Source organism: Serratia grimesii, from assembly GCF_900186025.1.
Classification (GTDB): domain Bacteria; phylum Pseudomonadota; class Gammaproteobacteria; order Enterobacterales; family Enterobacteriaceae; genus Serratia; species Serratia grimesii.
This window is the reverse complement of the sequence record NZ_LT883155.1, coordinates 862,924-875,922: the sequence shown is the minus strand read 5'-3', so window position 1 is coordinate 875,922 and position 12,999 is coordinate 862,924. Positions and strand designations below refer to the sequence as shown.

At 51.5% G+C, this 12,999-nt stretch carries 13 protein-coding genes and 1 other annotated feature; of the genes, 6 read left to right on the top strand and 7 right to left on the bottom strand.

Annotated features, from left to right (window positions below; genetic code table 11):
• Positions 1-195 precede the first annotated feature (195 nt).
• The 3 genes from clpB to rluD form a co-directional block, all read right to left on the bottom strand.
• The gene (gene clpB, locus SGBXF1_RS04055) at positions 196-2,769 is read right to left on the bottom strand and encodes an ATP-dependent chaperone ClpB (protein WP_037424903.1); all 2,574 of its coding nucleotides are present in this window, start codon (positions 2,767-2,769) and stop codon (positions 196-198) included.
• A gap of 130 nt (positions 2,770-2,899) precedes the next feature.
• Complete coding sequence (gene yfiH / locus SGBXF1_RS04050; RefSeq protein ID WP_186427861.1) at positions 2,900-3,631, bottom strand: purine nucleoside phosphorylase YfiH; 732 nt, start codon at positions 3,629-3,631, stop codon at positions 2,900-2,902.
• Positions 3,631-4,608 carry a 23S rRNA pseudouridine(1911/1915/1917) synthase RluD gene (rluD, locus tag SGBXF1_RS04045; protein ID WP_037424897.1) on the bottom strand — a complete coding sequence of 326 codons (978 nt, stop codon included), beginning with the start codon at positions 4,606-4,608 and terminating at the stop codon, positions 3,631-3,633. Before rluD ends, yfiH begins: the two co-directional genes overlap by 1 nt.
• Before the next feature lie 131 nt (positions 4,609-4,739).
• On the opposite strand from rluD, the gene bamD reads away from it, so the two are divergent.
• The 4 genes from bamD (at position 4,740) to pheA (ending at position 7,572) form a co-directional block, all read left to right on the top strand.
• Positions 4,740-5,471, top strand: a complete 732-nt coding sequence (gene bamD / locus SGBXF1_RS04040) for an outer membrane protein assembly factor BamD (protein WP_037424894.1) — start codon at positions 4,740-4,742, stop codon at positions 5,469-5,471.
• A gap of 312 nt (positions 5,472-5,783) precedes the next feature.
• Positions 5,784-6,125 (top strand): ribosome-associated translation inhibitor RaiA, encoded by a 342-nt coding sequence (gene raiA, locus SGBXF1_RS04035; protein WP_037424892.1) that lies wholly within the window; start codon positions 5,784-5,786, stop codon positions 6,123-6,125.
• A gap of 120 nt (positions 6,126-6,245) precedes the next feature.
• Positions 6,246-6,372, top strand: a sequence feature (Phe leader region).
• Positions 6,247-6,294, top strand: coding sequence for a pheA operon leader peptide PheL (pheL, locus tag SGBXF1_RS23745; protein WP_187962929.1), 48 nt, complete (start codon positions 6,247-6,249; stop codon positions 6,292-6,294). (Overlaps the previous feature by 48 nt.)
• A 42-nt stretch (positions 6,373-6,414) precedes the next feature.
• The gene (gene pheA, locus SGBXF1_RS04030; protein WP_037424889.1) at positions 6,415-7,572 is read left to right on the top strand and encodes a bifunctional chorismate mutase/prephenate dehydratase; all 1,158 of its coding nucleotides are present in this window, start codon (positions 6,415-6,417) and stop codon (positions 7,570-7,572) included.
• Positions 7,573-7,616: 44 nt separating this feature from the next.
• On the opposite strand, the gene tyrA is transcribed toward pheA, so the two are convergent.
• A complete protein-coding gene (tyrA, locus tag SGBXF1_RS04025; RefSeq protein WP_061807307.1) occupies positions 7,617-8,738 on the bottom strand; it encodes a bifunctional chorismate mutase/prephenate dehydrogenase in 1,122 nt (373 codons plus the stop codon).
• Positions 8,739-8,744: 6 nt separating this feature from the next.
• Positions 8,745-9,818, bottom strand: coding sequence for a 3-deoxy-7-phosphoheptulonate synthase (locus SGBXF1_RS04020; RefSeq protein ID WP_037424883.1), 1,074 nt, complete (start codon positions 9,816-9,818; stop codon positions 8,745-8,747).
• Between the two features lie 584 nt (positions 9,819-10,402).
• Between SGBXF1_RS04020 and SGBXF1_RS04015 the strand changes: the two genes are divergently transcribed.
• Both SGBXF1_RS04015 and SGBXF1_RS04010 read left to right on the top strand, forming a co-directional pair.
• Entirely contained in the window at positions 10,403-11,167 is a 765-nt protein-coding gene (locus tag SGBXF1_RS04015; RefSeq protein WP_037424880.1) for a DUF481 domain-containing protein, read from the top strand.
• Positions 11,168-11,489: 322 nt separating this feature from the next.
• Entirely contained in the window at positions 11,490-11,708 is a 219-nt protein-coding gene (locus SGBXF1_RS04010; RefSeq protein ID WP_061807308.1) for an ogr/Delta-like zinc finger family protein, read from the top strand.
• A 112-nt stretch (positions 11,709-11,820) separates the two neighbouring features.
• On the opposite strand, the gene rplS is transcribed toward SGBXF1_RS04010, so the two are convergent.
• Both rplS and trmD read right to left on the bottom strand, forming a co-directional pair.
• Positions 11,821-12,177 carry a 50S ribosomal protein L19 gene (gene rplS, locus SGBXF1_RS04005; protein ID WP_012005300.1) on the bottom strand — a complete coding sequence of 119 codons (357 nt, stop codon included), beginning with the start codon at positions 12,175-12,177 and terminating at the stop codon, positions 11,821-11,823.
• A 54-nt stretch (positions 12,178-12,231) separates the two neighbouring features.
• Positions 12,232-12,999 carry a tRNA (guanosine(37)-N1)-methyltransferase TrmD gene (gene trmD / locus SGBXF1_RS04000; RefSeq protein WP_037424833.1) on the bottom strand — a complete coding sequence of 256 codons (768 nt, stop codon included), beginning with the start codon at positions 12,997-12,999 and terminating at the stop codon, positions 12,232-12,234.

Below are 12,999 nucleotides of genomic sequence, written 5' to 3'. Positions count from 1 at the left end.
CTCGTTAGAGGAGTCGTTGTTCCCGGTCAGTGGAGGCGCATTATAGGGAGTTCTCAGAACGCCGCAACCCCTAAATGCAAAAAACTTTTCAAGCGTTCAAATAACAACCAATAAAGGCCTTTTAGGATATTTATTAGCCGGAAAAGTGGTGTTTTAAGGCCGTTAGCCCAGAAAACTCTCTAAGAGCAATGAAAATTACTGTTTGGCAACGATGTGCTCGTTTTCCACATCCAGCGTAACCAGTTTGCCTGGAATCAGCTTGCCAGAAAGGATTTGCTGCGCCAGCGGGTTTTCGATCTCCTGCTGGATAGCACGCTTCAGCGGACGCGCCCCATATACAGGGTCGAACCCCGTTTTGCCCAGCAACGCCAACGCAGGTTCGGTCATCGTCACTTCGTAACCACGCTCTTCCAAACGTTTGTACAGACGCGCCAACTGGATCTTGGCAATCTCGGCGATGTGTTTCTGACCGAGCGGATGGAACACTACCACCTCATCTATACGGTTAATGAATTCCGGACGGAAGTGGTGGCTCACCATTTCCATGACGGATTCCTTCATTTGTGCGTAGTTCATCTGACCGAAGTGCTCTTGGATAAGATCGGACCCCAGGTTAGAGGTCATGATCACCACAGTATTGCGGAAATCAACAGTACGCCCCTGGCCATCGGTCAGGCGCCCATCATCCAATACCTGCAACAGGATGTTGAAGACATCTGGATGCGCCTTCTCCACTTCATCGAGCAGAATCACCGAATAAGGTCTACGACGCACAGCTTCAGTCAGGTAACCCCCTTCTTCATAACCGACATAGCCTGGAGGTGCCCCCACCAGCCGTGATACCGAGTGTTTTTCCATAAACTCGGACATGTCGATACGCACCATCGCATCGTCACTGTCGAACAGGAACGAAGCTAACGCCTTACAGAGTTCGGTTTTACCTACCCCGGTCGGGCCGAGGAACAGGAACGAACCGATAGGCCGATTTGGATCTGAAAGCCCAGCGCGACTACGACGAATGGCATTGGATACGGCACTCACTGCCTCATCCTGGCCAATAACCCGTGTATGCAGTTCATGCTCCAGGCGTAATAGCTTGTCACGTTCACCTTCCAGCATTCTGGCGACCGGAATACCGGTGGCACGTGCCAGCACTTCGGCAATTTCTGCGTCAGTCACCCGGTTACGCAACAGCTTCATGGTTTTGCCTTCAGCCAATGTGGCAGCGGCAAGCTGTTTCTCCAACTCTGGGATCTTGCCGTACTGCAGTTCCGACATACGCCCCAGATCGCCGACGCGACGCGCCTGCTCCAGGGTGATCTTGGCCTGCTCAAGTTCCGCTTTGATATTCTGCGTACCGGAGAGTGAAGCTTTTTCCGCCTTCCACTCTTCTTCCAGCTCTGAATATTCACGCTCTTTCTGTTCCAGCTCACCGCTAAGCATTTCCAGGCGTTTCTTACTGGCGTCATCTGACTCTTTACTCAGTGCCTGCTGCTCCAGTTTAAGCTGGATGATGCGGCGCTCCAGACGATCAAGTGATTCTGGTTTTGAGTCCATCTGCATACGGATGCTGGACGCGGCCTCATCGATCAGGTCAATGGCCTTATCCGGCAACTGGCGATCAGAAATGTATCGGTGCGACAATGTCGCCGCCGCAACAATCGCCGGGTCCGTGATCTGCACATGATGATGCAGTTCATAACGTTCTTTCAGGCCACGCAAGATAGCGATGGTGTCTTCAACGCTAGGCTCTGCCACATAGACTTTCTGGAAACGACGTTCGAGCGCCGCGTCCTTCTCTATATACTGGCGATATTCGTCCAGCGTGGTGGCACCGACGCAGTGCAGTTCCCCACGCGCCAGCGCCGGTTTCAACATATTACCGGCATCCATCGCGCCATCGGCTTTACCCGCGCCGACCATTGTGTGCAGTTCGTCAATAAACAGAATGACACTGCCTTCCTGTTTGGACAGATCGCTCAGCACCGCTTTCAGACGTTCTTCAAACTCACCGCGGTATTTGGCCCCGGCGATCAGCGCCCCCATATCGAGGGACAGCACACGTTTATGTTTTAGGCCTTCCGGGACTTCACCATTAATAATGCGTTGCGCCAAACCTTCGACGATGGCGGTTTTACCCACGCCAGGCTCGCCGATCAACACCGGGTTGTTTTTGGTACGACGTTGCAGCACCTGAATGGTGCGACGGATCTCTTCGTCACGGCCGATAACCGGGTCAAGTTTGCCCTGCTCGGCACGCTCGGTCAGATCAATAGTGTATTTCTTCAATGCCTGACGTTGGTCTTCAGCACCTTGGTCTTCCACGCTGTCTCCACCTCGCATTTGCTCAATAGCCTTGCTGATTTTATCGGTTGTCGCACCGGCCGCTTTCAACAGATCGGTCAATGTCCCGCGATCCTCAAGCACCGCCAGTACAAAGAGTTCGGAAGAAATGAATTTGTCCGCCCGCTTTTGCGCTAGCTTGTCACACAGGTTAAGGACACGCACCAGTTCATGAGACGGTTGAACGTCACCACCGGTACCTTCGACTTGAGGCTGACGAGACAGTGCCTGTTCGATTTCAGTGCGCACGCGCCCTGCATCAATACCGGCAGAAGTTAAAAGTGGACGAACCGTGCCCCCTTCCTGATTAAGCAGGGCGCTCATCAGATGTAACGGCTCAATAAACTGGTTGTCGCGCCCAAGTGCAAGAGATTGGGCATCGGCGAGGGCAAGCTGGAATTTGTTGGTAAGACGATCCAGACGCATAACACCTCCAAGATTGGTCGAAATTGCTACTGGAGATTAAATGAGGTCATCCCTCAAATTTTCAAGGTTATTTCGACTGTATATTTTCGGTACTACATCATGCGTCTTTGGACCGTCCTAATTCAATAGGTTATATCACCCAGATTAAACTTGCCAGACGTCCGGTTATTCCATCGCGGCGATAGGAGAAAAAATGACTGATTTCGCTCACCGTACAGCGATCACCACCGTAGATAGCGTGGATACCTGCGCGCTGTAAGCGCTGGCGTGCCAGTAGATAGATGTTAGCCAGGAATTTATCACCCTGTGGGGTAAAAGCAGCGGTAGCGTCGGCATCTACATTTATAAACGCAGTACGCACCTCTGGCCCGACTTCAAACTGCTCTGGACCAATCGCCGGACCGAGCCAGGCGGTAATGTTTGCTGGCTCAGTGGCAAACTCTGCCACCGTGTGTTCCAGCACGCCATTACACAACCCGCGCCAACCGGCATGGGCTGCGGCCACTTCATCACCGGCCTGCGAGCAAAACAGCACCGGCAAGCAATCTGCCGTCATCACTGCACACACCTGCCCCGGCACATTACTGTAAACCGCGTCCGCACGCAGATCGGTCGGCGTTCGCCCATCTAACCGTACGACACGCGTACCATGTATCTGTTCCAACCAAACCGGCATCTGCGGTAGAGCTGCCCCCACCACCAGCCGTTGGCGGTTATCCGCGACTGCCCGAGCCTCATCACCCACGTGGGTTCCGAGGTTGAGCGAATCATAGGGTGGCACACTAACGCCACCACTACGGGTTGTGCTGCAGGCTTTTACGCCTGCAGGCAGCGGCCAATCCGGCAAGATGAGCGAATCCATTACCAGTTCATCTGATCTTTGAATTCTTCGGTGTCAGCTTTCAGTGCGTTAATCAGATCGACCATATCCTGTGGCAGCGGCGCATGCCACTCCATTTGGATACCGCTGATCGGATGATATAAACGCAGCATGGTGGCGTGCAGCGCCTGGCGATCGAAACCGCGCAGTGTGGCAATAAATGCGTCTGACGCACCCTTTGGCGGACGTGGACGGCCACCGTATAGCTGATCACCCACCAGCGGATGGTTAATGTGCGACATGTGCACACGGATCTGGTGAGTACGACCGGTTTCCAGACGCAAACGCAAACGAGTATGTGCGCGGAAGTGCTCCATAATACGGTAATGCGTCACCGCCGGTTTGCCCATTGGGTGTACTGCCATATGGGTGCGTTTGGTTGAGTGGCGCGAAATTGGCTCCTCAACGGTACCGCCTGCAGTCATGGTACCGATAGCAACCGCTTCATATTCACGCGTAATTTCACGCGCCTGCAGTGCTTCGACCAGTCGAGTTTGTGCTGGAACGGTTTTCGCCACCACCATCAGACCGGTGGTGTCTTTATCCAAACGGTGCACGATGCCGGCACGTGGCACATCGGCAATTTCAGGATAATAGTGCAGCAATGCATTGAGCACAGTGCCGTCCGGATTACCGGCGCCAGGGTGCACAACCAGATCGCGTGGTTTGTTGATCACCAAAATATCACTGTCTTCGTAAACGATATTCAGGGCGATATCCTGCGGTTCCCAGCGTGCCTCTTCTTCTATCTGTGCATCAATGGCGACCGTCTCTCCCCCCAGCACCTTCTCTTTCGGTTTGTTTATCGTTTTGCCATTGACCTGCACCCGATTGTCCAGGATCCAATCTTTTATGCGAGATCGTGAATAATCAGGGAACAATTCGGCCAAAGCCTGATCTAAACGTTGTCCGAGTTGAGATTCGGCCACCGTTGCGGTGAGTTGTACTTGTTGTGCCATATGCAGCTTCTTCGTTAACGTTGGGTTTTCACGGCGATGCCGTTTAATATAATGTGCTATTGTACCTGGTCTTTGTCGGGAGCTTAACGGACAGTCTCCCGGAATAACACCCTGAGGATAATCAAAACGTCATGACGCGTATGAAATATCTGGTGGCGGCAGCCACGTTGAGCCTGGCGCTGGCAGGTTGCTCCACATCCAAGGATGCGGTTCCCGACAACCCACCTTCGGAAATCTATGCTACTGCCCAGCAAAAACTGCAGGACGGTAACTTTAAGGGCGCGATTACGCAACTCGAAGCGTTAGATAACCGCTATCCTTTCGGGCCGTACTCTCAGCAGGTCCAGTTGGATCTGATTTATGCCTACTACAAATCTGCCGATTTACCGCTGGCTCAGGCGTCTATCGATCGTTTCATGCGTCTGAACCCAACGCACCCGAACATCGACTACGTGATGTACATGCGTGGTCTGACCGATATGGCGTTGGATGACAGTGCATTGCAAGGCTTCTTCGGGGTCGATCGTTCAGACCGAGATCCTCAGCATGCACGCGCGGCGTTTCGCGATTTCAGCCAGCTGATTCAGCAGTACCCGAACAGCCAGTACGTGACCGATGCAAACAAGCGTCTGGTGTATCTGAAAGACCGCCTGGCCAAGTATGAGCTTTCGGTGGTGGAATACTACACTAAACGCGGTGCCTACGTCGCGGTCGTTAATCGCGCCGAGCAGATGCTGCGTGAATACCCAGATACCAAAGCGACGCGCGATGCGTTGCCGCTGATGGAAAATGCGTATAAGCAGCTGCAACTGAACGGTCAGGCCGACAAAGTGGGCAAAGTGATTGCTGCCAACCCAGCATAACCTGATTGGCAACAGTAGAAAAACAAAACGGCAGCCGAGGCTGCCGTTTTCATTTGCCGAATACTTAGCCAAAACAGGATAAATACACAAGCAAAAACACAGTGTTAGCAATAATGCCCCACCGCGCATCCCTTCAATAATGCGCGTTCCGCTCACAAGACTCAAGCGTTAGATAGCCAATACAAATGCTGAATCACAGATTGAACTAACTTTGCAAAAAGTGACAAAAAAACGTGATTTACATCACGCATTTAAACAAAAAGCGAGGTATGCTGGATCCATCCAAGACGGAAAGACAGAGAGGTAAGTTATATGACATTGAACATTACCAGCAAACAAATGGATATCACTCCCGCAATCCGCAGTCACGTCGAAGACCGTCTCACCAAACTGGAAAAATGGCAGGCCCAACTGATTAACCCGCATATCGTTCTATCCAAAGAACCACAAGGGTTTGTTGCCGACGCCACCATTACCACACCTAACGGCCCGCTAGTTGCCAGCGCAAAACATGATGACATGTACACCGCCGTTAACGATTTGATCGCCAAGTTGGAGCGCCAGTTGAATAAGGTGCAGCATAAAGGCGAAGCACGCCGTGCCGCGACCAGCGTGAAGGACATTATTCCGGAAGTAGAGCCGGAACAGGAATAACCGTTTAGCGGCTGTTTCACATCAAACGCGCCTGAGGGCGCGTTTGATGTCTGGTTTTTTTATTGACGAGATAAAAGCCTGCGGTTACTTTAAAACCTGTATCACACACTCTGGATAACACATGGTCCGTAAACCGTTTTTCTTCGCATTCTTTTTTACCTTCCCCTGATTGGGAGGCGTTTCGTCGTGTGATAAAGAATGCGAAGACGAACAGCAAAGCCTCCTGAAAACAGGGGGCTTTTTTTATGGCTATTTTACAACGTATAAAAATACAAGGCAGAAGCTGATTATGACTGACAACCCGTTACTCGTGCTGCGCAAACGCATCAGCGCACTGGATCTGAAATTGCTGTCCTTGCTGGCAGAGCGCCGTGAGCTGGCGGTAGAAGTAGGCAAAACCAAACTCCACTCCCATCGGCCAATCCGCGATAAAGAGCGTGAGCGCGACTTGCTGGATGCCCTGATCGCTGCAGCCAAGCCCTATGACCTGGACGGTTTTTACGTCACTCGCTTGTTCCAACTGATTATCGAAGATTCTGTATTGACTCAGCAGGCGCTATTACAGAGCCAACTCAATCAAATCAGCCAGCATTCCGCCCGCATCGCATTCCTTGGCCCTAAGGGGTCTTATTCACACTTGGCTGCGCGTCAATACGCCGCGCGTCATTTCGATCAGTTGATCGAATGCGGTTGCCAGAAATTCCAGGATATCTTTACCCAGGTCGAAACTGGTCAGGCGGATTACGCCATTCTGCCAATCGAGAATACCAGTTCAGGTTCGATTAACGACGTCTACGATCTGCTGCAGCACACCAGCCTGTCGATCGTCGGCGAACTGACCAACCCTATCGATCACTGCGTCCTGGTTGCCAATGATACTGACCTTGCACAGATCGAAACCGTGTATAGCCACCCTCAGCCATTCCAACAGTGCAGCCAATTCATTAACCGCTACCCGCACTGGAAAATTGAGTATTGTGAAAGCACCGCAGCAGCGATGGAAAAAGTTGCCAAATTGAACTCACCAAAAGCTGCCGCATTGGGCAGCGAAGCTGGCGGTGCACTCTATGGTCTACAGGTGTTGGAACATAATCTGGCCAATCAACAGCAGAACATTACCCGCTTCATTGTGCTGGCGCGTAAAGCTATTGACGTCTCAGAACAAGTCCCGGCTAAAACGACGTTGATTATGGCTACCGGTCAACAGTCAGGCGCGTTGGTAGAAGCATTGTTGGTACTGCGCGATAACGGCATCATCATGACCAAACTGGAGTCTCGCCCAATTAACGGTAATCCGTGGGAAGAAATGTTTTATATCGATGTGCAGGCTAACCTGCGTTCTGAAGCGATGCAGAAAGCGTTGAGGGATCTGACGCCAATCACGCGTTCGCTGAAGGTGCTGGGTTGCTACCCCAGTGACAACGTGGTCCCGGTCAATCCGTCCTAAATGCGATAAAAAAGGGTTCGGCAGTGCCGAACCCCAATACGCTATTACTGCCGGCTGTCGTTCGCCTGACGTAACAACGAGCGACTTTCCACCAAGAAACGCTGCGCATAGTCACCAAACCAATGCTCTACTTTCTGGAAACTTTGAATAAAGGCCTGTTTATCGCCCTGTTCCAGCAGCTTTATCGCCTCACCAAACCGTTGGTAGTACCGCTTGATCAATGCAATGTTCTCTTCCGACGACATGATGATATCCGCATACAGTTGCGGATCCTGAGCAAACAGCCGCCCGACCATCGCCAGCTCTAACCGATAAATCGGTGAAGAGAGTGCCAGTAACTGTTCCAACTGAACGTTTTCTTCTGCCAGGTGCAAGCCATAAGCAAAGGTCGCAAAATGGCGCAGTGCCTGAATGAAGGCCATGTTCTGATCGTGCTCAACCGCGCTAATACGGTGCAAACGCGCGCCCCATACCTGCAGCTGCGCCAGCAACCATTGATAGGCTTGCGGCTCGCGACCATCGCAATACACCACAACTTGTTTGGCTACACTGCCAACGTCTGGACCAAACATCGGATGCAGACCTACCACAGGACCGGCATGAGCAGCCAACATAGCATTCAACGGACGATTTTTTACCGAAGCCAGATCGACCAGGATACAGTCCGCCGGCAGCTGCGGTAACCGTTCAATGACGCTTTCGGTCACGTGAATAGGTACGCTGACAATCACCATTCCGGCGTCTGCCAGCAAAGCATCGGCCTGCGGCCAATCTTGCTGATCCAATACCTTGACTTGGTAGCCGGACAGCGTCAGCAGACGATTAAACAACCGGCCCATTTGGCCGTTACCGCCGATAATGACAATCGGACGCAGCTGTGGATTCAGGGTTTTAAAGCCTTTGTCATTCTCACTGACGTAAGACTCACGCATAACCCGACGTAGTACGTCCTCGATCAAGTCAGGCGGTACACCAAGATTGTCTGCTTCCTTACGCCGTGAGGCCAACATTGCGGCCTCACGTTCAGGAACATAGACGGGTAAGCCGTGGTGGCTTTTCACCTCACCCACTTCCGCTACCAGTTGTAAACGTTTTGCCAACAGCTCCAGCAGCGCTTTATCCACTTCATCAATTTGATCGCGCAGCGCGGTCAGTTCAGCCACCATAACTTACTACTCTCCAGTGCGAGCCGTCAGCGCGGCGCCGAGTTCCTGGTGCATATGGCGCAGCAGCGTCTCTGTACTTTCCCAGTTAATGCAGGCATCGGTAACAGAAACCCCGTAGCGCATATCTGCACGCGGTTGTTCAGAAGACTGGCTACCTTCGTGCAGGTGGCTTTCCAGCATAATGCCGGTGATCGAACGGTTACCCGCTTTGATCTGCTCTACCACGGACTCAGCAACCGCCGGTTGACGGCGATAGTCTTTATTCGAGTTGCCATGGCTGCAATCTATCATCAAGGACGGGTGGAGTCCCGCGTCCTGCATCTGTTTTTCACAGGCTGCAACGTCTTCGGCACTGTAGTTTGGTGTTTTGCCGCCACGCAGGATCACATGCCCATCTGGGTTACCTTGCGTTTGCAGCAGGCACACTTGCCCTGCCTGGTTGATGCCGACAAAACGGTGCGGCATCGCCGCTGCACGCATGGCGTTGATTGCCGTACCCAGGCTGCCATCGGTACCGTTTTTGAAACCCACCGGCATCGACAAACCTGAAGCCATCTCGCGGTGCGTCTGCGATTCTGTGGTGCGCGCACCAATCGCTGACCAGCTGAACAAGTCTCCCAGGTATTGCGGGCTGTTCGGATCCAACGCTTCTGTCGCCAACGGCAGGCCCATACCCACCAAATCCAGCAACAGGCGACGCGCGATGTGCAAACCGGCTTCAACATCAAACGAACCATCCATGTACGGATCGTTAATCAGGCCTTTCCAGCCGACCGTGGTTCGTGGTTTTTCAAAATAGACGCGCATAACGATATACAGCTGATCGCTCAATTCAGCCGACAGGGTTTTCAAATGACGGGCGTAATCCAGTGCAGCATCCGGGTCGTGGATTGAACAAGGTCCGCATACCACCAGCAGGCGATGATCGCGCCCCTGCAAAATATCAGCGATGGTTTTGCGTGCGGTCGCGATTTCATTTTCATCGCTGGCGCTGAGCGGGAACTGGTTCTTCAGTTCTTCCGGAGTGATCAGAATTTGTTCTGCACTGATATGAACGTTATTGAGCGCGTCTTTTTGCATGATGCTATTCCTGTCGTTTGCCGTTATGCGTAAGCGTTAATACAACCTTGAGCGTTTCAGGTCCTTACCATATCATGAGATGTAAAGTTTTCAATCCGATATCTGTAAATAAAAAATTACCACTAACAAATCATCTTGAAAGGCCGCATTGAAATAGACAATCGAAAGCAATCAATAATATGATTTATAAATAAAAACAATCAAATACAACCAAAATTTTCGTTTATCTCTTTTAATCTTAAAAGGTGGACATCATTGCCACCAAGTGTAAATATAAATGTACATTGCATTTTTAACGGCAAAGTATCAGGCCGCGATACAGCTCTCGCTCTCATCAGGATTATCGAACACGGCTACCCACCCGCTGTTGCCACCAGACGACAACCTTGGCCAAAAACCAGCCAAACACTAAGGATACTCAGCATGATATGCCGCAGGAAGGGGTTAATTAAGTAGAAGAAAAGTGAATAAGTGATGATGAGAAATTAAAAACTTAAGCTAATCGTAGCTATTTTGGTCGCCATGACGAACCGATATAATGTGACCGAAATCACTTATAATCACTCTTAACAACTGGATCCAAAATGCTCTCTTTACGCGCTCGCCGCGCTATTCCGCTGTTCATTAGCTGCTTAACGACTTTCACCAGTGTTTCAGCCCTTGCCGACAATACGCTTTTTACCGCGATGGACGATCCGGCCACCGCGAAAAAGCCGTTTGAAGGTAACGTCCAGGCGGGTTACAACTCTCAGTCAGGCAACTCGCAAAGCTCAACCCTGTTGGCCAACACCAGCATGACCTGGTTCAACAGCGATGCTGCCTACAGCCTCTGGGGAGCTGCCAACAACACCACCTCCTCTAATGTGCGTTCGTCAGAAAAGTATCAGGCCGGTGGCCGTACCCGTTATAACCTGACCGATCGAAACTATTTGTTCGGCCAAGCAAGTTGGCTGAGTGACCGCTTCAACGGTTATGACTCCCGTTCCACGCTGACCGGCGGTTATGGTCGCCAAATCTTAAACGGGCCTCTCAGCGATCTGCGTGTTGAATTTGGTCCAGGCGTTCGTCACGATGAATATCATGGTGGTGGTCGTTCAACCAAAGCGCTGGCCTACGGTGCAGCTAACTATTCGTACCAGTTAACCGACAACACCAAGTTCTCCGAAGGTGTGTCCGCACTGGCTAACGAAGAAACCACCTTGAACTCGGAAACCGCGCTAAGCGTCGCGATTAACGAAAGGTTCGCACTGCGTCTGGCTTATAACGTGACTTACAACAGCAAGCCGCCAGCGTCCGCACCGAAGAACACTGATACCACAACGTCCATCAGCCTGGTATACGGTCTGTAATTTCCCGCCTCTATACCTAATCTTCTCTAAGCCCATCATTGATGGGCTTTTTTTATGTCCAAAGTTCGAGGTTAAACATTTTGCTAAAAACATCACGTGAGCTATTGACGACTTTAGCAAATAGCTTAATACTGTATATATACACAGTAATTATTGAACGGGTACAGAGCATGAACACTATCAATTATCACAGTAGATACTGCGAGCATCACGCTTAGGAGCGCTGATACCACTTCCCGTTCAATAGACAGGGCAGTCTCTAAACTTTTTGATTTTGGCCCATGCCCGATCCGTTCTCACTTATACATTGCAAGGGGGTTTTATGATGCACTGTCCACTCTGCGGTAGCGTGGCCCATACCCGCTCTAGCCGTTACCTCAGCGAAGCGACCAAAGAACGCTATCACCAATGCCAGAATATTAACTGTAGCTGCACCTTTGCCACGCATGAGTCCGTCGCACGAGTGATCGTAAAGCCTGGCGATATTATTCCGGCTCAGCCGCACCCGGAAAAAACCAAGCCGCGTGCCGCCGCGCTATAGCGCAAAAAGTCTGCCTATGACAGCAGACTTTTTTATATCTAAATTTATACGCATAAAAAAAGGGGTTGGCATATGCCAACCCCTTCATAGATATTAACTTTTGGATGCAGCGTTAGCCGACGCGGTTCAGACGCTCTTTGATACGAGCAGACTTACCAGTACGCTCACGCAGATAGTACAGTTTGGCTTTACGAACGGCACCACGACGTTTAACAGCAATGCTGTCAATTACTGGTGAGTGAGTCTGGAATACACGCTCAACACCTTCGCCGTTGGAAATCTTACGAACAGTGAATGCAGAGTGCAGACCGCGGTTACGGATAGCGATAACCACGCCCTCGAATGCCTGCAGACGTTTTTTGCTACCTTCAACGACCCATACCTTAACTTCCACGGAATCACCCGGACGGAATGCAGGTACGTCTTGCTTCATCTGCTCTTGTTCAATTTGCTTAATAATGTTGCTCATAATATGTCTCTTACCCTAGGTAAACTGATATATCGGTCCCGTCGAGCCAGTTGCTCAGACGTTCCCTTCATAGTCCTGCTGCTTGGACTGATGTTCCCGTTGGAACTCAGCCAGCAACACCGCTTGCTCGTCAGTCAGAGCTAGGCTTTCTAGAAGTTCAGGTCTTCTAAGCCAGGTACGGCCCAGCGACTGCTTTAAGCGCCAGCGACGTATCTCGGCATGGTTGCCCGACAGTAAAACTGGCGGAACCTCCATCCCTTCCAACACCTCAGGACGGGTATAATGCGGGCAATCCAGCAATCCGTCGGCAAAAGAATCTTCTTCTGCTGAAGCCTGATGGCCCAGTACACCCGGTATAAAGCGGGCAACTGAATCGATCAGGGTCATTGCCGGCAGTTCCCCACCGCTGAGTACGTAATCGCCGATTGACCATTCTTCATCAATTTCGGTTTGGATTACGCGCTCATCTACCCCTTCATAACGACCGCACACCAGAATCATCTTCTGGTTGGTCGCCAGTTCGCACACACCGGTTTGATCCAGCTTGCGTCCCTGAGGTGACAGATAAATCACCTTTGCTCCCTCGCCTGCCGCTGCTTTTGCTGCATGAATGGCTTCCCGCAAGGGTTGCACCATCATCAGCATTCCCGGGCCGCCGCCATAAGGGCGATCGTCCACGGTACGATGCCGGTCGTAGGTGAAGTCACGAGGACTCCAACACTGCACGCTCAGCAGGCCATTTTTTACTGCCCGGCCAGTCACCCCGTAATCGGTGATTGCGCGGAACATCTCAGGAAACAGGCTTACAATACCAATGAACAC